Origin of the sequence: Arachnia propionica (assembly GCF_003859805.1) — a bacterium.
GTDB classification, from domain to species: Bacteria; Actinomycetota; Actinomycetes; order Propionibacteriales; family Propionibacteriaceae; genus Arachnia; species Arachnia propionica_C.
In genome coordinates this window covers 414,282-435,146 of sequence record NZ_RQZG01000001.1, presented here as the reverse complement: position 1 = coordinate 435,146, position 20,865 = coordinate 414,282, and the positions used below count along the sequence as shown (strand labels likewise).

The following is a 20,865-nucleotide window of genomic DNA, read 5'->3' as shown; positions in this document are numbered from 1 at the left end:
CTTGCCCGGTGACATTCGACTTCGACGTGGTCAGGACAGCAGGGGATCGGGCACGGGTGGGAACGATCTCCACCCCCCACGGTCAGATCCAGACCCCGGCGTTCATCCCGGTGGGCACGAAGGCGACCGTCAAGGCGGTGCTACCCGAGACGATGGCGGAGCTGGGCGCCCAGGCCCTGCTCTGCAACGCCTACCACCTGTACCTCCAGCCGGGCTCGGACCTGATCGACGAGGCCGGTGGGCTGAGTCGGTTCATGAACTGGCCGGGGCCCACCTTCACCGATTCGGGCGGGTTCCAGGTGATGAGCCTCGGGGCCGGGTTCAAGAAGGTGCTCGCGATGGACACCACCGGACTGCAGAACGACGACGTCATCGCCGAGGGCAAGACCCGGCGCGCCCATGTCGACGAGGACGGGGTGACCTTCTTCTCCCACCTCAACGGTGACCGACTGCGCTTCACCCCGGAGGTCTCGATGCGGATCCAGCACGAGCTCGGGGCCGATGTCATGTTCGCCTTCGACGAACTGACCACCCTGATGAACACCCGTGACTACCAGGAGGCCAGCGTCGAGCGGACGCACCGCTGGGCGATCCGCTGCCTCAGGGAACATGCCCGGCTGACCACGGAGCGTGCTGACAAGCCCTACCAGGCCCTGTTCGGGGTGATCCAGGGGGCCCAGTACGAGGACCTGAGGCGTCGTGCGGCCAAGGGGCTCGCAGAGCTGGAGGTCGACGGGCAACGCTTCGACGGGTTCGGGCTCGGTGGGGCCCTGGAGAAGCAGCGGTTGGGTGAGATCATCGGGTGGATGGTCGATGAGCTGCCCGAGGACCGCCCCCGTCACCTGCTCGGCATCTCCGAACCCGAGGATCTCTTCGCGGCCGTGGCGGCCGGGGCCGACACCTTCGACTGCGTCAACCCGTCGCGGGTGGCCCGCAACGCCGCGATCTACACCGCTGACGGCCGCTACAACGTCAACACCAGCCGTCACCGTCGCTCCTTCATCCCGCTGGAGGAGGGGTGTGACTGCTACACCTGTCAGCACTACACCCGTGCCTACCTGCACCATCTGTTCAAGGCCAGGGAGATGCTGGCCTCGACATTGGCCACGATCCACAACGAACGGTTCACGGTGCGGCTGGTGGACCGGATCCGTGAACACCTGCTGGCGGATTCCTTCGACGAGTTCCGGGCCGATTTCATGGGGCGTTTCGCATAGAATCGTCCCATGTCCTCGACTGGGTACGAGTTCCTGCACACCGCTCGGGGCGAGGTCCTGCGCATCGCGGCCAGGGGCAGGGACGTCCTCAACGATCCGCTGACCAACATCGGTACCGCCTTCTCGCAGGCGCAGCGTGAGGCCCTGGGGCTCAAGGGGCTGCTGCCCCCGGGGCACACCACCCTCGAGGCCCAGGCCAGGCGGGTCATGGCCCAGCTCGAGGCCGAGCCGGACGACCTGGCCAAGCACCAGTTCCTGCAGGGTCTCCACAACCGCAACGAGGTGCTGTTCCACAAGGTCTTCATCGACCACATCGAGGACCTGCTGCCCATCGTCTACACCCCGACCATCGGCGAGGCGATCAAGGCCTTCTCCAACTACTACCACCGTCCCCGTGGCATCTTCCTCAGCATCGACGACCCGGACTCGATGGAGCAGGCGCTCCAGGCCTACGGGCACGGCCAGGACGACGTCGATCTGATCGTGGTCACCGACTCCGAGGGGATCCTCGGCATCGGGGACCAGGGGGTGGGCGGCATCCAGATCGCCATCGGCAAGCTCGCGGTCTACACCGCGGCGGCCGGCATCCATCCGAGGCGGGTACTGCCAGTGGTGCTGGACGTCGGCACCGACAACCTGGACCTGCTGGCCTACGACGGTTACCTCGGGGTCCGCCACTCCCGGGTGCGCGGACAGCGCTACGACGAGTTCATCGACCACTTCGTGGCCACCACCTCCCGCCTGTTCCCGAAGGCGATGATCCACTGGGAGGACTTCGGGGCCGGCAACGCCCACCGCATCCTCGCCAGGTATCACGACGAGATCTGCACCTTCAACGACGACATCGAGGGCACCGCGGCCGTGGTCACCGCGGCTGCCGTCGCCGCGAGTCGCCGCAGCGGGATCCCGCTGACCAGACAGCGGATCGTGATCTTCGGTGCCGGTTCGGCCGGGATCGGGATCGCCCAGTTGATGTGCGAGTTCATGACGGCCGAGGGCATGGACCTGGCCGAGGCCCGGTCCCGGTTCTGGGGCCTCGGGAGCCGTGGCCTGCTGCGTGAGGGGATCCGGATGCGGGACTTCCAGCGCCCCTTCGCGCGGCGCATGGCAGAACTGGAGGACTGGCAGCTGGAGCGGGACGGCAGGTGCACGCTGCGCGACGTGGTGCGCAATGTGCGCCCCACCATGATGATCGGCACCTCCGCCCAACCCGGGGTCTTCGACGAGGCCCTGGTGCGTGAGATGGCCTCCCATGTCGCGGCCCCCATCATCATGCCCCTGTCCAACCCGACGTCACTGGCCGAGGCCCAGCCGGAGGAACTGCTCGAGTGGACCGACGGGCGGGCGCTGATCGCCACCGGCTCGCCGTTCTCCCCGGTGGTGCGGGGCTCCGTCAGTCACCAGATCGCTCAGGCCAACAATGCGCTCGTGTTCCCGGGCCTGGGCCTGGGGGTGATCGTCGCGAGGGCCACCCGGATCACCCCGGGCATGCTCGTCGCCGCGGCCAACGCGGTGGCGGCCGAGGTCACGGCGCGCCATCCGGGGGCCGGGGTGCTGCCCGCCATGTCGTCACTGCGGGCGGTCTCGGCGAAGGTGGCGTTGGCCGTCGCGCGTGCCGCCGAGACCGACGGGGTGGCGTGCATCGAGCTGAAGGACCCGGTGCAGCAGGTCCTCGAGGCGATGTGGGAGCCGGTCTACCCGGACATCGAGATCGTCTGATCCGCCTCACGCCGCCTCACCGCCACGATGACACGGGTGGTCACCGGGAGCAGCAGCACCTCGACCCCCACCTTGAACAGGTAGCCGACGACGATGTAGTTCGCCATGGTCGATGCGTCGACCAGCCCACCGAAGGCGATGAGGCAGAACAGGGTGGTGTCGGCGGCCTCGCCGATGACGGTGGAGCCGACCAGCCTCGACCACAGGCCACCCCGGTGACGTTTCAGTCGGATCAGCACCCAGGCGTTGAGGAACTGTCCCACCAGGTAACCGGCCAGGGAGGCCACGACGATGCGTGGCACGAATCCGAGCACGGCGACGAAGGCCTCCTGGTTCGGCCAGTCGGCGGCCGGTGGGGCGATCCCCACCAGCAGGAAGGTGAGTGAGGCCAGCAGGGAGATCCCGAAACCGGTCCAGATGGCCCGCCTGGCCCCTCGCATCCCGAAGACCTCGGCCAGTACGTCGCCACAGATGTAGGTCAGGGGGAACAGCAACGCGCCGCCGTCGGTGACGACCGGGAGGACGGGGATGCCGAAGGGGGCCCACTCCGGCCCGAACGCGATGAGTTTGGTGGCTGCCACGTTGGAGATGAGCAGGAGCGCGACGAACAGCGTCACGATCAGGTCGTAGTTGCTTCTCGAGGTCACCCGGGGATTCTACGAAATCCCGCCCGACAGGCGTGGTGGTGGCAGTATTGGGTCATGGAAGACATCGTCGACTTCGAAACGGATGACAGCCACGCCGAGCAGCTGGACCAGCTCCAGGAGGCGGACTCCCTCATCGATCGCGGCGTGGACGATGTCCTGGACGAGGGGTACACCGCTCCGGAGCGGTGGTCACCTGCCCAGGGCTTCGGCAACACCGCTGCGGAGATGCGCCAGGGAGAGAGCCTGGAGCAGCGACTGCGGCAGGAGCAGCCGGAGATCAGCATCGATGACCGCCCGTGGAACCCGGAGGGGGAGCGGCGTGAGGTGGGGCGCGAACGTGCGGGACGCCTGATGGCGGTGCAGGGTTCAGGCGGTGAGGACACCCTGGGGGTCGATGTCGGCTACGCCGGGGGAGCGGCCAGCGCGGAGGAGGCCGCCATGCACGTCATCTCCGAGGATGATGCCGATGAGCTGGAGGGGTTCTGAAACCGGACCTCAGTGACGCAGGTCGTCGACGCTGAGTGCTCCTGAGGCGTAGGCGCGCACCAGTCGACGCGGCACGTTGAAGGTCTCCCCGCCCACCCGGATCGGCACCAGGTCGGTCAGCGTCGCCTTCCACTGGGCCCGGCGGGAACGGGTGTTGGAACGCGACATCTTGCGCTTCGGAACCGCCATCGTCAGTCTTCCTTCCTCTTCTGGCCGCATCTGGGCGACTCGTAATGATAACCGTTCCCGAAGGGAGTGCCAATTCGCTGTTCTCCGGAACCGGGCGGTGGACATAGACTTGTCCCTCATGGCTCTGGACGGCCCGGGGCGGAGAGGAACACGAAGTGTCGGAACGAGCCAGGTCGGAGCGTGTCGTCCAGATCCCGGCCTCCCTGGACATGGTGACGCTTCTCGGGCCCCGGGACAGCTACCTCGCGGTGCTGGAGGACAAGTTGTCGGCCGATCTCCACGTGCGCGGACACCAGGTCACCGTCACCGGTTCGCCGGAGGGGGTGCAGCACGCCGTGGAGGTGATCACGGAACTGGTCACCATCATCCGGACCGGTCAGGGGCTGACGGAGGAGACCGTGGAACGGGTGATCGGGATGACCGCTGATCAGGTCAAACCCTCGGAGGTGCTCACCGCCGACATCATCTCCTCCCGTGGGCGGGCGGTTCGCCCCAAGACCCTCAACCAGAAACGTTACGTGGACGCCATCGACAGCCACACCGTCGTCTTCGGCATCGGACCGGCCGGTACCGGGAAGACCTACCTCGCGATGGCGAAGGCCGTCCAGGCGCTCCAGACGAAACAGGTGAGCCGCATCATCCTCACCCGCCCGGCGATCGAGGCAGGGGAGAGACTCGGTTTCCTGCCCGGCACCCTCACGGACAAGATCGATCCCTACCTCAGGCCCCTCTACGACGCCCTCCACGACATGGTCGACCCCGAGGCCGTCCCGAAGCTGCTGACCTCGGGCACCATCGAGGTGGCGCCGTTGGCCTACATGCGAGGACGTACCCTCAATGACGCCTTCATCATCCTGGACGAGGCCCAGAACACCTCCAGTGAGCAGATGAAGATGTTCCTCACCCGCCTGGGCTTCGGATCCAAGGTGGTGGTCACCGGGGACATCACCCAGGTGGACCTGCCCAGCGGGGTCCGCAGCGGGCTGCGTCAGGTGACCCAGATCCTCGACGGCGTCGAGGACATCGCCTTCTGCACCCTCACCGCCCGGGACGTCGTGAGGCACAGGCTGGTCGGGCGGATCGTCGCCGCATACGATCAGTTCGACAGCATCCAGCAACCCGGGGGGAAGCGATGATCGACATCAACAACGAGTCCGGCGTCGAGGCGGACGAGCTCGGTCTGGTGGCGTTGGCACGGTTCGCCCTGGAGAAGCTCAGGATCCACCCCCAGGCGGATCTGTCGATCCTGCTGGTGGACGAGCGCACGATGGAGGACTACCACATCCGGTTCATGGATCTTCCGGGTCCGACGGACGTCCTCAGCTTCCCGATGGATGAGCTGCGTGCCCCTGCCGATGACGAGGATCCGCCACTCGGTCTGCTGGGCGACATCGTGCTCTGCCCCCAGGTGACCGCTCGACAGGCCGCGGAGAACGGCCGTGAACCAGGCGCCGAGGCGGAGTACCTGCTCATCCACGGGCTGCTCCACCTGCTGGGACACGATCATGCCGAGCCGGAGGAGAAGGCCGTGATGTTCGGCCTCAACGACCGGATCATCGCGGCATGGGAGCTGGCCCGGACCACGCAGCGCCAGGGCTGACCCGACGATGCCCTCAGCGCACTGGATCGAACTGGCCGTGGCCCTGGGCTGCGGCGTGCTCGCCTCCTTCCTCGTCGCCGTCGAGACCGCCCTCACCCGCTTCTCGCGGGCCCAGGCCGAGAGCCTCGTCGAGGCAGGAGCCGAAGGGGCGGAACGCATCCGCCTGATCGCCGCCGATCCCGCCCCCGCCATCAACGCCGTGATGTTCGCGCGGATGTTCCTGGAGGCGGTCACCATGTCACTGCTCTCGCTGGTCGTCTTCAGCCACTTCGGGGACACCGGGACCAGCCTGGTGCTGCTGGTGGCCATCCTGCTGGTGGTGTTCTTCATCCTCTGGGGAGTCGCACCACGCACCCTCGGCAGACAGCACGGCGAAGGGCTCATGCGGTTCTCGGCCCGGCTGGTCTCGGTCCTGGCGACGGTGCTCGGTCCCGTCGCCCAGTTGATGATCCTGCTGGGCAATGCGATCACCCCGGGACGAGGGTTCACCGATGGTCCCTTCGCCTCCGAGGCGGAACTGCGTGACCTGGTGGACATGGCCGAGGCGCAGGAGGTGATCGAGGCCAGGGAGTCCAAGATGATCCACTCGGTCTTCGAACTCGGCGACACCCTCGTCAAGGAGGTCATGGTGCCGCGTACCGACATGGTGTGGGTGACACGGGACCGGACACTGCGGCAGCTGCTCTCCCTGGCCCTGCGCTCCGGCTTCTCGCGCATCCCCGTGGTGGGGCAGGGCGGCATCGACGACGTGCTGGGGGTGGTCTACCTCAAGGACGTCACCCGTCGGATCTACGACTTCCCTGATGCGGAACGCACCGAGACGGTCGGGGACCTGATGCGTCCGGCCAGTTTCGTACCGGACTCGAAACCCGCCACTGAACTGCTGCGTGACATGCAGCTTCGGCACAGTCACCTGGTGATCGTCATCGACGAGTTCGGGGGCACCGCGGGGCTCTGCACGATGGAGGACATCGTCGAGGAGATCGTCGGGGAGATCGTCGACGAGTACGACCACGAGATCCCCGCGGTCGCGGAGCTGCCGGAGGAGGGGCAGTACCGGGTGTCGTCGAGGCTGCCCCTGGACGAGTTGGGTGAGCTGTTCGGCATCCCCCTCGACGACGAGGAGGTCGGCACCGTCGGTGGGTTGATGGCCAAGCTGCTCAACGTGGTGCCGATCCCGGGCTCACGTGTGGTGCACCAGGGGATCGAGATGGTCGCTGACCGGGCCGTCGGCAGGAGACACCAGGTGGGAACCGTACTGGTCAGACTGGCTGACGAGGACAGCGATGAGGAAAGGAAAGAGGACACCGATGACTGAGATCTTCCACTCCGGCTTCGCCTGTTTCGTCGGGCGGCCGAATGCGGGGAAATCGACGCTGACCAATGCCCTGGTGGGCCAGAAGATCGCCATCGCGTCGTCGAAACCGCAGACCACCCGTCACGTGGTGCGGGGCATCGTCACGAGGGATGACGGTCAGCTGGTCCTCATCGACACCCCGGGCCTGCACCGCCCCCGGACCCTGCTCGGGGAGCGGTTGAACGAACTGGTGAGGGAGACCTGGTCGGAGGTGGACGTCGTCGGGGTGTGCCTGCCGTGTGATCAGCGCATCGGCCCGGGGGATCGCTACATCGTCACCCAGATCGCAGAGCTCGCCCACCGGCCGCAACTCGTCGCCCTGGCGACCAAGACCGACCTGGTGAGCAAGGAGCGGGTGCTGTCACACCTGGTGGACATCTCGGCCCTGGCCGAGGAGCTCGGGGTCCAGTGGGCCGAGGTGGTGCCCTGTTCGGCACTGGCCCACGACCAGGTGGACACGGTGCGTGACGTGCTGATCCGGCTGCTTCCCGAGGGGCCGATGTACTACCCGGACGGGGAGGTCACCGATGAGCCGGAGGAGACCCTCATCGCGGAACTGATCCGGGAGGCCGCCCTGGAGGGGGTGCGCGACGAGCTGCCGCACTCCATCGCCGTGGTCATCGACGAGATCCTGCCGCGCCCGGATCGCCCCGAGGACAAGCCACTGCTGGACGTGTTCGCCTCCATCGTGGTGGAGCGGGACTCGCAGAAGGGCATCGTCATCGGGCACAAGGGCTCCCGGTTGCGGGAGATCGGTTCGGCCGCCCGACTCCAGATCAACCGCCTGCTCGGCACCCCGGTGCACCTCAACCTTCACGTCAAGGTGCTCAAGGAGTGGCAGCGGGACACCAAGTACCTCAACCGCCTGGGTTTTTGAGCTCCTTCCGGTGCCACTCACGCATCATGTTTGCGCAAACACGCGTGATTGATAACTATCCGGTCACAGCAGCTCCGCAGTCTTCCGCATCGAGCCAGGTGCTTTCTAGGATCACGCACAGCAACCATGGCGGTTGCACCGATTCGGAAAGGAAAGCGCGTGAAGCGTGTCATCAAGTTCGGCGCTGTCGTTGCCGCCAGCGCCCTTGCCCTGAGTGCCTGCGGTGGCGGCACTCCCACCCGGGACGGCTCCGGTCCGGCCTCGTCGGCGGCGATGCAGGACGCGGATCCGGCGAGCCTCGAGACCACCATCAAGATCCTCGCCCCCTCGTACTCGGACTCCTCGAAGGCGGACTGGGAGAAGATCATCGCGGAGTTCAACAAGACCTACCCCAAGGTCAAGGTCGAGCTGCAGATCGAGGGCTGGGACGACTTCTCCGGGAAGGTCCAGGCCCGGATCCAGGCCGGTGACCTGCCCGACATCCTGAACGACAATGCCTTTGCCGCCTCTGCGGAGGAGGGACTGCTGTACCCGATGAGCGAGATCCTCACCAAGGAGACCCTGGACAACATCGAACCCACCCTGCTCGCCAACGGGCAGGGCACCGACGGCACCCAGTGGGCGGCGCCCGACATCGCGTCGGCCCGCATGCTGGTCTACAACACCGATCTGTTCGCCAAGGCCGGCATCGCCGAGCCCCCGAAGACCTGGGCCGAGCTGGAGGAGGCCTCGGCCAAGCTCACCGCACTCGGTGACGGGGTCAAGGCCTACGGCCTCCCGCTGGGCTCCGAGGAGGCACAGGTGGAGTCCTCACTGTGGCTGTGGGGAGCCGGTGGCAGCTGGGTCGACGGGGAGAACCTCAAGGCGGACTCCCCGCAGGCCGTCGAGGCCTTCACCCAGATCAAGAAGATGCACAGCTCCGGCCACACCCAGGACAAGCTCAACTCCGACCGCCAGGAGATGACCGATCTGATGGGGGCCGGCAAACTCGGCATGATGGTCGGCCACGGGCAGGTCGTCGCGGACTCCACCGCGAAGGGTGCCAAGGTGGCACTGGCCCCGGTGCCGTCGAAGTCCGGTGAGGCCGTCGCGACGGGTGTGACCGACTTCATCGTGGCCTTCGACAACAAGGACGAGGCCCGCAAGCAGGCCACCTCCGCCTTCCTCAACCTGATGTACTCCGATGCCGTGTACGAGGGCTGGTACAAGGGCACCACCCTGCTGCCGGTGACCAAGTCCATGATCGAGAAGGGCAAGTCGGAGGGGGACGAGTACCAGCAGAAGTTCCTTGAGGCCCTGTCCTTCGTGAAGTTCCAACCCGTCAGCAATCCCCAGTGGGATGCCCTCCAGGGGGCGTTGCAGTCCAGCGCCTACAAGATCGGTGAGCAGGACCCCGAAGCCCTGCTGCAGGAGATCCAGGCCCTGGTCGCCGCAAGCGCCTGATGAGTCCCGGATCGGGGTGGTCCCGGGAGCCCGATACCACCCCGATCCCCCGAACGAAGGATTGACGACGTTGTCCAGAGCCGTGGCCGACAGACCCGTTGTGCGCCGTGATGACCGGTGGCGCGAGTTCCTCCGCTCCCTGCCGTGGCTGAGCCCCACGCTGCTGCTCATCGCTTCAGTGGTGATCTACCCCACCATCCTGATGATCCAGACCTCGATGTACAGGTTCAACAGCAAGGGCATCCAGCGAGGGGATGAACCCATCGGTCTGGACAACTACGTCGGGGCGGGCAAGGGAGCGCTGGACTTCCCGAGTGTCCCGATCACCCAGATCATCACCAACACCATCGTGTGGGTGGTCGTGGTGGTGGGCGTGACCGTCGTGCTCTCGCTGATGATCGCGCAGTTCCTCAACCTGCCCTTCAGGGGGCGCAAACTGCTGCGGCTGTTCATCATCCTGCCATGGGCGTGTTCGGTGGTGCTCACCGCGACGGTGTTCCGGTACGGCCTGCACCAGGAGGTCGGTCTGTTCAACCGGTTGCTGGTCGACACCGGCATCCTGCAGAGCGCGGCGGCCTGGACCAAGGACCCGACGAGCTCGTTCTGGGTGGCGGTCTTCGTCGCGGTCTACGTGTCGCTTCCCTTCACCACCTACACCATCCTGGCAGGGCTGCAGTCCGTGCCGCATGACGTGCTCGAGGCCTCGAGCATGGATGGTGCCGGGGTCTGGGCACGCTACTGGCACATCGTGCTGCCGCTGCTCCGCCCGGCCATCGCCACCGCGGCACTGATCAACATCATCAACGTGTTCAACTCACTGCCGATCCTCAGGGTGCTCCAGGAAACCCCCGGCTATCACACCGGGCACATCACGACCACCCTCATGTACGAGTACCAGGTCAAGCTGGGACCCGGTGTCTCCTCGGCCCTGTCGGTGCTGAACTTCCTGTTCTGCCTGGCCATCATCGCCATCTATCTCATCGTCGTGCGTCCCACCAAGGAGGTCCAGTGATGGCGCATCGCACCTTCCGTGGCGGGATCGACCGTGCCCCCAACCCTTGGCTCGTGGCCATCGGGTCCATCGCCATCGTCGCGTTCTTCGGTTTCCCCTATGCCTTGATGTTCATCACCTCACTCAAGACGAGACTCGAGGTCACCAACATCCCGCCGGCCTACTTCCCCGACAGCCCGCAGTTCGGCAACTACGTCGACGTGTGGAGCTCCGAGGTCAACCCGGCCCAGTCGCTGCTGGCCACGGTGGTGATCGCGGTCGGGGCGACCGTGCTGGTGCTCTTCGTCGCCACGCCTGCCGCCTACTACGTGGCCCGTTTCCGGTTCCCGGGAAGGATGGTCTTCCTGTTCCTGGTGCTGTGCACCCAGATGCTGCAACCCACGGTGCTCGCCGTCGGCCTGTTCCGGGAGTTCTCCGGCTGGAAGGGGATCGCGGTGTGGGGAGCGTTGATCCTCATCAATGCAGCCTTCAACCTCTCCTTCGCGGTCTGGATGATGCAGGCCTTCTTCGCTGCGGTGCCGAAGGAGATCGATGAGGCGGCCCTCCTCGATGGTCTGGGGCGCTTCCAGACCATGGCCCGGATCTCGTTGCCCCTGGTGTGGCCCGGCATCGTGACCGCCATCATCTTCGTCTTCGTCAATGCCTGGAACGAGTACGCGGCGGCGCTGGTGCTGGTCAACGACAACGCGCTCCAGCCCCTGACGGTCTCGATGCCCCGTTTCCTGGGGCTCTACGTCCAGGACTGGCAGTACCTGTTCGCCGTGGCACTCATCGCCATCGTCCCGGTGATCATCTTGTTCGGCATCATCGAGAAGCGTCTCATCGGTGGACTGACGGCGGGTGCCGGGAAGTAGGAATGGGGTTGAACCCGACCCGACTTGCCATTACTGTTCTCGACATGTCGTGTTGGTCCCTGCTCCTTGGGCGCCGCAGCGAGGCCCAGTCCTGAACCGGCCAGCCTCCTCGCTGCGGAGCCGTCACGTGTCTGGCCACCGTCCAGCAAGGAGTGAACGATGACCCGGAGACAACCCATCCCCGTCCAGCAGCCCACCACCATGCCGGTGCACCGCTACCGCGCCTTCGAACCGGTGGTGGTGCCTGACCGCACCTGGCCCGACCAGCGGATCACCAAGGCCCCCCGGTGGCTGTCCACGGACCTGCGCGACGGCAACCAGGCCCTCATCGACCCGATGACCCCCAGCCGCAAGATGCGGATGTTCGAGCTGTTGGTCTCCCTCGGCTACAAGGAGATCGAGGTCGGTTTCCCGTCGGCCTCCCAGACGGACTTCGACTTCGTACGGCAACTGATCGAGGGTGGGCACGTCCCCGAGGACGTCACCATCTCGGTGCTGACCCAGGCGCGGGAGGACCTCATCTCGCGCACCGTCGAGTCGCTGGTCGGGGCACATCGCGCCACCATCCACATGTACAACGCGACGGCCGAGCTGTTCCGCCGGGTGGTGTTCAACATCGACGAGGCGCAGTGCATCGCGATGGCCACGCGCGGGACCGAGCTGGTGATGAAGTACGCCGAGCAGCACCTGGGCGATGTGGAGTTCGGCTACCAGTACAGTCCTGAGATCTTCACCCAGACCCCGACGGACTTCGCCGTCGAGGTGTGCAACGCGGTGGCCGAGGTGTGGCAGCCCGGGCCGGAGCGGGAACTGATCCTCAACCTGCCGGCCACCGTCGAGCGCTCCACCCCCAACACCTACGCGGACCAGATCGAGTACTTCTGCCGTCACGTCCGCAATCGCGACCACATCGCGGTCTCCCTCCATCCTCACAACGACCGGGGCACCGCCGTCGCCGCCGCCGAGCTGGGACAGATGGCCGGTGCCGATCGGGTGGAGGGCTGTCTGTTCGGGCACGGGGAACGCACCGGCAACGTCGACCTGGTCACCCTGGCGTTGAACCTCTACACCCAGGGTGTGGACCCGCAGCTGGACTTCCACGACATCGACCACGTGCGGCGGACCGTCGAGTACTGCACCGGACTGCCGGTGCACCCACGGCACCCGTATGCGGGTGACCTGGTCTACACCGCATTCTCCGGCTCCCATCAGGACGCCATCAAGAAGGGACTGGAGCACCTCGAGAAGCAGGCTGCCGCGGCGGGCCGCCAGGTCTCCGAGATCGAGTGGGAGGCGCCCTACCTGCCCATCGACCCGCACGACGTGGGGCGTACCTACGAGGCCGTGATCCGTGTCAACTCGCAGTCCGGCAAGGGAGGCATGGCCTACCTGATGAAGACCGAGGCGCGCATGGACCTGCCCCGTCGGCTGCAGATGGAGTTCAGCCGTGTGGTGCAGGCCCACGCCGACTCCGCCGGGGGAGAGGTCTCCCCGAAACGGATCGTCGAGATCTTCACCACCGAGTACCTGGCCGAGGGCGTGTGGAGTCTCACGCACGCCGGATCGTCGTCCACGAATGGGCAGTTCCACGTCCGTGCCGTCGTCAATGATCCGTCCGGTCGGGACCTGGAGATCGAGGGGGAGGGCAACGGTCCGCTCTCCGCGTTCGTCGACGCCCTGCGTGAGGCAGGGGCCGCGGTCAGGGTGCTGGACTACTCCGAGCACGCCCTCGAGGCGGGCGGCGACGCACAGGCCGTGGCCTATGTCGAGTGCGAGGTCGGCGACGGGGATGACGTCCAGGTGCTCTGGGGGGTCGGTGTCGACCCGGCCATCACCAGCGCGTCGATGAAGGCCATCCTCTCGGCACTGAACCGGGCCGAACGCGCCTGAGCCGCGGCCGGTGGCCGTCAGAAGTAGACGGCCACCGGCCCTTTGGGTCCCTCGATGATCTCGACCGGGGTCTCGAAGATCTGGGAGAGCACCTCGGAGCGGATGATCTCCTCCGGGGTCCCCATGGCGGCGACGGCACCGTCCTTCATCGCGACGATGGTGTCGGCATAGGTGGCGGCGAAGTTGATGTCGTGGACCACGATGACGATGGTCCGCCCCAACTCGGTGGCGGCCCGTCTGAGATGCTGCATCATCTGGACCGAGTGCGCCATGTCAAGGTTGTTCAGCGGCTCGTCCAGCAGCACGTACCTCGTGTCCTGGGCCAGGACCATCGCGACGTAGGCCCGCTGACGTTGCCCACCGGAGAGCTCGTCGATGTATCGATCCGCGATCTGATCCAGGTGGAGGAACGAGATGGACCGATCGATGATCTCGGCGTCCGCCTGGGTGAGACGTCCTCCGGAATGTGGGAACCGGCCGAAGCCCACCAGCTGTCTGACGGTCAGCCGCATCACGAAGTGGTTCTCCTGCCGCAGGACCGACAACACCTTCGCGAGTTCTTTCGAGCGGGTCCGGGCGATGTCGAGTCCTCCCACCTCGATGCTCCCGGCATCCATCCCGAGCAGTCGCCCGATCATGGTCAACAGGGTGGACTTGCCGGCGCCGTTCGGACCGACGAGCGCCGTGATCCCGCCACCGGGGATCTCGAGATCGACCGGGCCGATCGTGGTCTCGGTGCTGTAGGCCTTGAGCGCTCCGTGGACCTGAATCACAGGCGTCCCTTTCGCAGGAGATGGATGAGGAAGAAGGTGCCCCCGACCGCCTCGATGATGACACCGACCGTGCCCTGGGCGTAGAACACGTGACGGAGCACGAAGTAGGCACCCCCGAGCACGACGACACCGATGCACCAGGCCATCGGCAGGACGTACCGGTGCTCATGGGTGTCGGCCAGCTGATAGGCACACATGGCGATGAGGAAGCCGAGGAATGACATCGGTCCGATGAGGGAGGTGGAGACTGCCATGAGCACCGCGGTCAGCAGCAGGATCCGTACCGATTCCCGTCGGTGGTCCACGCCGAGACCGATCGCGACGTCGCGTCCGAGCCCCACCACGTCGAGGTGTCGTGACCGGGCCAGCACCACGAGACCGGCCACCAGCGCGAGGGGCACCGCCAGTCCGAGCTGACTGACGTCGGCATTGGAGAGATTGCCGATCAGACGGGCGGTGAGCAGGTCGAACTCACTGGGCGTGAGCAGCCGGGCCATGTAGGTGGACAGGGCTCCCAGCCCGGTTCCGATGATGATCCCGACCAACAGGGTCTGGTGCACGTTGCCTCGCTGCCCGGTCAGGAGCCAGCCGAACAGGATGGCGGCGAAGGTCACCATCAGTGCGACCTGCAGGGCGTACTGCCACACTCCTTGGAAGACGGTGAGGCCCGCCACACCGAAGAAGTACACGGTGGCGGTCTGGACCAGGCGGTAGAGGGATTCGAATCCCATGATGGAAGGGGTGATGATCCGGTTGGCCGTGATGGTCTGGAAGGCCACGGTCGCGATGCCCTGGCACCATGCGACGACGAGGATCACGACGATGGAGGTGGCACGCCGTTCGGCGATCCGCCAGAACCCGGTGGAGCCGATGGGCAGAGGATTGGCCCAGGCGAGGATGCCGAAGCAGATGCCGATCGCGACGATGACCAGACCTGTGAGGATGACCCAGTAACGGCGCGCGGCTCGGGCACTGCTGAAGGCTCCGTGGTGAGCAGACACGGGGGTGATGGTCGATGTCTCAGCCACGACGTCGCTGCCTCAGGATCAGGAACACGAAGACGAATGCTCCGAGGATGGACAGGATGGTTCCGACCGGGATCTCGAAGGGCATGATGACCAGCCTTCCGAGGATGTCGCAGAAGGTGACCGTCGCTGCCCCGAGCAGCGCCACCCAGGGCAGGTTCGAACGCAGGTGATCGCCTCGCCACAACGAGACGATGTTGGGCACGATCAACCCGAGGAACGGCAGATTGCCGATCACCACGGTGATGATCCCCGTCGTCGCCGCGATCATCCCGGTGCCGAGCAGGACCACCCTCCGGTAGTCGAGGCCGACCCCCGTCGCCACGTCCTCACCGAGTCCGGCGATGGTGAACCGATCGGCGACGATGAAGATCCCGACCATGACGAGGGCCACCGCCCAGACCGGTTCGTACTGGCCCTGGATGCTGGCGGAGAAGGACCCCATGAACCAGACGCTCAACGTCTGCAGGAGATTGGTCGACAGTGCGAAGAAGGTGGAGACGGCACCGACAACGGCACCCAGCATGATGCCGACGATGGGGACGATCATCGCGGAACGCAGTTTGATCCCCCGGAGCACGAGGAAGAAGATCATGGTCCCGAGGAAGCTGGCGAGAACGGCGATGATCATCTTGAGCAGCAGTGGGGCCGAGGGCATGACGGCGAGGACGAACAGCAGCCCGAGTCCGGCCCACTCGGTCGTTCCCGCTGTCGTGGGTTCGACGAAGCGGTTCTGGGTGAGCTGTTGCATCACCAGCCCGGCCATGGCCATGGAGGCACCGGCCAGGACGAGGGAGACGGTGCGGGGGATCCGCACGATGGAGAACATCTGGGCACCGTCCTCCGCCCCGAGGACGTCGTAGACCCCCACGAAGAGCGAACACGCGGCCAGGGCCAGGGTCGCGAGCAGGGCGATCCCCAGGCCCCGGGTGAGGATCCTGGGCACGGCTCCGCCGGGAGCCCCGGTCTGGCTCCCGGCGGACTGGGTGAGACTCACGCAGACTTCTCCATGGCGTCAGCAAGCGCGTTGAAGAACTCCGTGTAGGTCTGGATGCCCTCGTTGAGGTAGGTGTCGTTCGGCATGTAGATGATCTGCTGCTTCTGGACCGCGGGCACGTTCTGCAGGGCGGCAGAGTCAGCCAGCACGGTGGCGGCAGGAATCGCCTCGGCACCGTCCGGCCCGCCGACGGCTGCGTCGCGATCCATCACCAGGATCCACTCGGGATTCGATGCGGCGATGGCCTCGACCGAGATCTCATCGCCCTGGTGATCGCTGGACCCCTCGGTCTCCAGCGACGGCGTCAGGCCGAGTTCGGCGAAGACCGGGCCCAGGGTGCGGCCGGACCCGGGAGCGGCGTAGTTGACCTTGCCACCGGAGGTGATGACCGCCATCACCTTCTGGTCCGACTTGTAGGCGGCCTTGACCCGTTCGACGGCCTTGTCGTAGTCAGCGATGAGCTTGTCGGCCTCCGCCTTCTTGCCGAAGACCTGGCCCGCCAGGGTGATCTGTCGCTTCAACTCCTCGCCCAGCGGCTTCTTGGTGTCGATGTCCGAGTCGATGAGAGCGGCATTCGGTGTGAGCTGCTTGAACTGGTCGTACTGGTCGGCGAAACGCTGGCCGTTGAGGATGATGTCAGGGTCTGCCGCGACGGCGAGCTCAAGGTTCGGCTCCCGATGGTTGCCGAGGTCGACGATGGAGTCATCGGCGACATACGGGTTGTCCTTGGCCATGATGGCCTTGGGCGCGGCGCTCAACGTGACGCCCCAGTCGCTCAGCGGTTCGAACAGCCGGTTGTCGGTGACGATGACCGAGTCATGGTCGGCGGGGACGGTGACCTGGTTGCCGCGGCTGTCGGTGACCGTGATCTCGCCGGTGTTCTCCATCGCGGAGCTCTCGGCAGGGGTCATCGCCGCCGAGGAACTGGGCGAATCGCTCGAGCTGGAAGTGCTGTTCGGGGCCTGGCACGCGGTGAGGGCGAGGCCACCGATGAGGACGGCGGACAGGGCAGGGATCATGCGACGCATATGGAGTGGTCTCCTGGTTTCTGCTCGAGATTAGGTAAGCGAAGCCTCACCCTAATTCCTCGGTCCTGCTTTTGGAAGTCCTCTCCCGGGGATCGTGTCGGCTCCCTCCCAGCCCTCAAGTTGAGGTTGAACCCCGGTGTGACGTCATCGATGAGACATGCTGTGATGGGGTCATGAGGGGAAAAAGGATGACAGGATCGCACAAACCAGCGGTGCTGCTGCTGACCGTGATGATGTTTGTGGTGGGTCTCATCGGGTCGCCGTCGCAGGCATGGGCCAGCGGGAAGAAGCCTCCGGCGGAGTTCATCGCCTGGGTGGCACCGATGGCGCAGCAGGGGGAACGCGAGTTCAAGGTCCCGGCCTCGGTGGCCATCGCCCAGGCGATCCTCGAATCGGGGTGGGGTGGGTCGCGGCTGACCCGGGAGGCCAACAGCTTCTTCGGAATCAAGTGCCACCGCAAGCAGAGCCCGCACCAGAACGGCTGCCATGAGATCGAGACGAGGGAGTACGACGCCGCTGGCGAACCTCACCTCGAGATGGCCCGGTTCCGCAGTTACGCCACCCCGGCGGACTCCTTCCTCGACCATGGTCACTTCCTGCGCAACACGAAGCGGTACCGGGCCGCGTTCAAGCACTCGGACAACCCGGAACGGTTCATCCACGAGGTGCACAAGGCCGGGTACGCCACTGATCCGAACTACGCCCACATGATCATCTCGATCATCCACAAGTACGATCTGTCCCGGTTCGACCTGACCCCACGCGGTACCCGTGTGCTCGCGCCCTCGGTCTTCGGTAGGCTGGACCGGAGGGCAGCGGTGGGCTCCACCCAGAAGTTCGTCGTGAGTGTCCACGGTGATCCCGACGGGAGCATCACCTGGCAGGTCTCCAGGGACGGGGGCGCCTGGCGAGATGTCCGGAGGGCCTCCCTCAAGGGTGCCTACCGCAGCAGCTATGAGCACACCCTCAGCAGTGCCGATCACGGCCTGCGGATCCGCGCCGTGGTCAGCAGCTCCGGGGGGACGGCGAGCGTCGAGGGCAGGGTGCAGGTGACCGGTTGAGGCCGAGCACCACGGCCATCCCGAGCATGGTGACGAGGATCGCTGCCCACTGGAGGAGGGTTGGCCACGCGGCGAGCCCCAGCAGCCCGGCCTCCACCGCGACGAGTGGGCTGACGGCGAGCCCGAGCAGGGAGACCGGGGAGGCCCCGATCCTCGCCAACAGACGGTGCTGCAGGAGGTGGACCGGTGCGTAGACCAGAACGCCCAGCACGACCAGTGCGATGAGGGCCGTGAGGGAGACCCTCGCCCCGGCGGACATCTCGACCCCACCCCAGACGATCAGGGGAACGGCACCACAGGCGTGGATGGGGAGGATCACCGGCGTCATGGGTCCGTGGTACCCGCGGGTGAGTCGAGCGAAGCGGATGACGTAACAGGACATGCAGCCCACGGCTCCCAGGGCAAGTCCGGGACCGAGCAGGGCAATCCCGTCGAGGGTCATGCTGCTCCCGTCGAGCAGGTAGCCGACGGTGCCGCCCACAGCAGCGGTCGTGCCGAGGAGGACCACCATCGTCGGGCGACGGCGCTCGAGGACTGCGACCAACAGCAGCACCACGAGTGGACTGGTGGACATGACGAGGGCCGGCAGCACCGGACCGCCCACGGCGATGGCTCCGGTGGACAGTGCGGTGTACCCGCTGACACCGGTGATGGACAGCAGGATGGTCTCGTGTCGGGGCAGTGCAGGCACCGGCAGGACAGGGCGATCTCCCTGCGGTGCCCGTGACACCAGGTGGTGCAGGGCCCACAGGGAGATCGTGGTGAGGCCGACACGACCGGCCGAGGTGATCCCGATCGGGGCCCCGGTCAACGAGAGCCGGACCAGGAGCCAGGTGGCCGAGAGCAGCAGGACCAGTGCAGCCGCTCCGATGCCCCAGGAGTCGGCGCCTTCCTGCTGCCCCCGGCTCACATCTCAGCCCTTCAGGCCGGAGGTGGCAAGGCCCTCGATGACCCGACGCTGCAGGGCGAAGAACAGCACGAAGATCGGGGCCATCGCCATGACGGAGGCCGCCATCATGAGGTTCCAGTCCGCGCTGTACTGACCTGCGAGGGTCGCGATGCCGACGCTCAGCGGCATGTTGTCCTCACGGCTGGTGACGATCAACGGCCACAGCAGGTCGTTCCAGCTCCACAGCACCGTCGTGATGGCCACGGCGAACAGGCTGGGTTTGACCAGGGGCAGCACGACCTTCCAGAAGGTCTGCCACGGGTTGCAGCCATCGAGGCGAGCCGCCTCCTCGAGTTCCTTCGGCAGCGTCATGAAGGCCTGCCTCATCAGGAAGGTCCCGAAGGCGGAGAACATGCCGGGCAGCACGATGCCCCACGGCGTCTCCAACAGGTTGAACCCCTTGATGATCTGGTACTGGGTGATCAGGAAGGCCTGGCTCGGGATCATGAGGATCGCCAGCAGCAGCCCGAAGAGGATCCCGCGTCCCTTGAACTGCATCCGGGCGAACGCGTAACCTGCCATGGAGCACAGCACCAGCTGGGCCGCCGTGCGGAGCACCGTGATGAGGACCGAGACCCAGAACTGGGACATGAAGGGAATCGTCTCGAACACCTTCGCGTAGTTGCCCCACTGCGGTTCGGCGGGCAGGAAGCTCGGTGGCACCGCCTGGATCTCCACGTTCGTCGAGATCGACATCATCAGCTGCCAGGCGAACGGGAAGATCATGGTCAACCCGCCGAGGAACAGGATCACATGGGCGGGCCAGTAGCGCAGTTGCTGCCGCCAGACCCCCGGTCTCTTCTCAGACATAGTGCACCCACTTCTTCTGGCCCCAGAACTGGAGCGCGGTGACCAGGCCGACGAGCAGCAGGATCACGATCGTGACGGCGGCCCCGACACCACGGTTCTGGGTGACGAAGGCCTCCTGGTAGAACAGCGAGACCAAGGACCTCGACTGCTCCGCAGCAGGGTTGTTCGGTCCGAGCATCGCGTACAGCGAGTCGAACAGCTGGAAGCCGCCGATGGCCTGCATGATCATGAGGAAGAAGATCGACGGCGTCAGCAACGGCACCGTGATGCTCCTGAACTGGTGCCATGCGGTGGCGCCATCGATCGAGGCCGCCTCGTAGAGTTCCTTCGGGATCGACTTGAGACCTGCCGACAGGATGATGACGTTGAACCCGATCGAGGCCCAGATCCCGAAGACCGCCGTCGCGAGGATCGTGAGTCCGGGAGTCGACAACCAGAACGGCGGGTCCTGGACCCCGAGGAAGCGCAGGACCTGGTTGAGGATGCCGAAGGTGCCGTTGTAGAACAGCCGCCACACCTGAACGATCGCGACCGGCATGGCCAGGTAGGGCATGAAGAAGGCGATGCGGTAGAAGGTGCGTCCCTTCAACCCGGGCAGCTCCATCAGTGAGGCGATGCCCACCGAGATCGGTACCGCGAGCAGCACCACCGCGGTGTAGATGAGCGTGTTCACCGTCGCGGACGGCAGCGTGGGACGCGAGAACAGCTCCGCGTAGTTGTCGAATCCGACGAACCTCGGATCCCCACCGAAGGCGTTGGCCTTGTTCAGTGAGGTCCAGAAGTTGCCGAGGATCGGGTAGTAGTAGAACAGCAGGACGCCGAGCAGCAGGGGCCCGATGAACAGCAGGGGCCAGGCCCCCACTGACATCGGGTTGCTGCGGCGTCGCGAGGAGGGCGACGAGGTGCCACCGCTCCTGTCGACGGCCATCAG

The 20,865-nt window shown here is 66.0% G+C and carries 21 protein-coding genes; 12 read left to right on the top strand and 9 right to left on the bottom strand.

Annotation, left to right across the window (positions count from 1 at the left end; translation table 11 throughout):
• Window positions 1-8: 8 nt before the first annotated feature.
• Both tgt and EII34_RS02095 read left to right on the top strand, forming a co-directional pair.
• Entirely contained in the window at window positions 9-1,217 is a 1,209-nt protein-coding gene (tgt, locus tag EII34_RS02100) for a tRNA guanosine(34) transglycosylase Tgt (RefSeq protein ID WP_124842378.1), read from the top strand.
• Between the two features lie 9 nt (window positions 1,218-1,226).
• Window positions 1,227-2,936, top strand: coding sequence for an NAD-dependent malic enzyme (locus EII34_RS02095; RefSeq protein WP_124842376.1), 1,710 nt, complete (start codon window positions 1,227-1,229; stop codon window positions 2,934-2,936).
• On the opposite strand, the gene EII34_RS02090 is transcribed toward EII34_RS02095, so the two are convergent.
• Entirely contained in the window at window positions 2,912-3,583 is a 672-nt protein-coding gene (locus EII34_RS02090; RefSeq protein WP_124842374.1) for a queuosine precursor transporter, read from the bottom strand. The two genes, EII34_RS02095 and EII34_RS02090, sit on opposite strands and share 25 nt — an antisense overlap.
• A 54-nt stretch (window positions 3,584-3,637) precedes the next feature.
• On the opposite strand from EII34_RS02090, the gene EII34_RS02085 reads away from it, so the two are divergent.
• Entirely contained in the window at window positions 3,638-4,069 is a 432-nt protein-coding gene (locus EII34_RS02085) for a DUF5709 domain-containing protein (protein ID WP_124842372.1), read from the top strand.
• A gap of 9 nt (window positions 4,070-4,078) precedes the next feature.
• On the opposite strand, the gene rpmF is transcribed toward EII34_RS02085, so the two are convergent.
• A complete protein-coding gene (gene rpmF / locus EII34_RS02080) occupies window positions 4,079-4,258 on the bottom strand; it encodes a 50S ribosomal protein L32 (RefSeq protein ID WP_124842370.1) in 180 nt (59 codons plus the stop codon).
• A 209-nt stretch (window positions 4,259-4,467) separates the two neighbouring features.
• Here rpmF and EII34_RS02075 point away from each other — a divergent pair, with 209 nt between their 5' ends.
• The 8 genes from EII34_RS02075 (at window position 4,468) to leuA (ending at window position 13,291) form a co-directional block, all read left to right on the top strand.
• The gene (locus EII34_RS02075; RefSeq protein ID WP_124842638.1) at window positions 4,468-5,394 is read left to right on the top strand and encodes a PhoH family protein; all 927 of its coding nucleotides are present in this window, start codon (window positions 4,468-4,470) and stop codon (window positions 5,392-5,394) included.
• The gene (gene ybeY, locus EII34_RS02070) at window positions 5,391-5,858 is read left to right on the top strand and encodes an rRNA maturation RNase YbeY (RefSeq protein ID WP_124842368.1); all 468 of its coding nucleotides are present in this window, start codon (window positions 5,391-5,393) and stop codon (window positions 5,856-5,858) included. The genes EII34_RS02075 and ybeY overlap by 4 nt, the downstream gene beginning before the upstream one ends.
• 7 nt (window positions 5,859-5,865) lie before the next feature.
• Window positions 5,866-7,176 carry a hemolysin family protein gene (locus EII34_RS02065; protein ID WP_124842366.1) on the top strand — a complete coding sequence of 437 codons (1,311 nt, stop codon included), beginning with the start codon at window positions 5,866-5,868 and terminating at the stop codon, window positions 7,174-7,176.
• On the top strand, window positions 7,145-8,092 hold the full coding sequence (gene era, locus EII34_RS02060) for a GTPase Era (protein ID WP_395858056.1): 948 nt from the start codon (window positions 7,145-7,147) through the stop codon (window positions 8,090-8,092). Before EII34_RS02065 ends, era begins: the two co-directional genes overlap by 32 nt.
• 159 nt (window positions 8,093-8,251) lie before the next feature.
• Entirely contained in the window at window positions 8,252-9,535 is a 1,284-nt protein-coding gene (locus EII34_RS02055) for an extracellular solute-binding protein (RefSeq protein WP_185711124.1), read from the top strand.
• A 70-nt stretch (window positions 9,536-9,605) separates the two neighbouring features.
• Window positions 9,606-10,547 (top strand): carbohydrate ABC transporter permease, encoded by a 942-nt coding sequence (locus tag EII34_RS02050; protein WP_221620161.1) that lies wholly within the window; start codon window positions 9,606-9,608, stop codon window positions 10,545-10,547.
• Entirely contained in the window at window positions 10,547-11,401 is an 855-nt protein-coding gene (locus tag EII34_RS02045) for a carbohydrate ABC transporter permease (protein WP_124842360.1), read from the top strand. Before EII34_RS02050 ends, EII34_RS02045 begins: the two co-directional genes overlap by 1 nt.
• A gap of 159 nt (window positions 11,402-11,560) precedes the next feature.
• Window positions 11,561-13,291, top strand: a complete 1,731-nt coding sequence (gene leuA, locus EII34_RS02040) for a 2-isopropylmalate synthase (protein ID WP_124842358.1) — start codon at window positions 11,561-11,563, stop codon at window positions 13,289-13,291.
• Between the two features lie 17 nt (window positions 13,292-13,308).
• On the opposite strand, the gene EII34_RS02035 is transcribed toward leuA, so the two are convergent.
• The 4 genes from EII34_RS02035 to EII34_RS02020 are packed head-to-tail and all read right to left on the bottom strand — an operon-like array spanning window position 13,309 to window position 17,105.
• Window positions 13,309-14,064, bottom strand: coding sequence for an iron ABC transporter ATP-binding protein (locus tag EII34_RS02035; RefSeq protein WP_124842356.1), 756 nt, complete (start codon window positions 14,062-14,064; stop codon window positions 13,309-13,311).
• Entirely contained in the window at window positions 14,061-15,092 is a 1,032-nt protein-coding gene (locus tag EII34_RS02030) for an iron chelate uptake ABC transporter family permease subunit (RefSeq protein ID WP_124842354.1), read from the bottom strand. Before EII34_RS02030 ends, EII34_RS02035 begins: the two co-directional genes overlap by 4 nt.
• Window positions 15,085-16,086 carry an ABC transporter permease gene (locus tag EII34_RS02025; RefSeq protein WP_124842352.1) on the bottom strand — a complete coding sequence of 334 codons (1,002 nt, stop codon included), beginning with the start codon at window positions 16,084-16,086 and terminating at the stop codon, window positions 15,085-15,087. Before EII34_RS02025 ends, EII34_RS02030 begins: the two co-directional genes overlap by 8 nt.
• On the bottom strand, window positions 16,083-17,105 hold the full coding sequence (locus EII34_RS02020; protein WP_260425011.1) for a siderophore ABC transporter substrate-binding protein: 1,023 nt from the start codon (window positions 17,103-17,105) through the stop codon (window positions 16,083-16,085). Before EII34_RS02020 ends, EII34_RS02025 begins: the two co-directional genes overlap by 4 nt.
• Before the next feature lie 197 nt (window positions 17,106-17,302).
• On the opposite strand from EII34_RS02020, the gene EII34_RS02015 reads away from it, so the two are divergent.
• On the top strand, window positions 17,303-18,175 hold the full coding sequence (locus EII34_RS02015) for a glucosaminidase domain-containing protein (RefSeq protein WP_185711123.1): 873 nt from the start codon (window positions 17,303-17,305) through the stop codon (window positions 18,173-18,175).
• Here the strand turns inward: EII34_RS02015 and EII34_RS02010 are convergent.
• The 3 genes from EII34_RS02010 to EII34_RS02000 are packed head-to-tail and all read right to left on the bottom strand — an operon-like array spanning window position 18,120 to window position 20,862.
• Window positions 18,120-19,085: a DMT family transporter gene (locus EII34_RS02010; RefSeq protein ID WP_124842346.1), complete on the bottom strand. Its 966-nt coding sequence runs from the start codon at window positions 19,083-19,085 to the stop codon at window positions 18,120-18,122. The genes EII34_RS02015 and EII34_RS02010 overlap by 56 nt on opposite strands.
• 3 nt (window positions 19,086-19,088) lie before the next feature.
• The gene (locus EII34_RS02005; RefSeq protein ID WP_124842344.1) at window positions 19,089-19,934 is read right to left on the bottom strand and encodes a carbohydrate ABC transporter permease; all 846 of its coding nucleotides are present in this window, start codon (window positions 19,932-19,934) and stop codon (window positions 19,089-19,091) included.
• Window positions 19,927-20,862, bottom strand: a complete 936-nt coding sequence (locus tag EII34_RS02000) for a carbohydrate ABC transporter permease (RefSeq protein ID WP_124842342.1) — start codon at window positions 20,860-20,862, stop codon at window positions 19,927-19,929. The genes EII34_RS02005 and EII34_RS02000 overlap by 8 nt, the downstream gene beginning before the upstream one ends.
• Window positions 20,863-20,865: the final 3 nt, after the last annotated feature.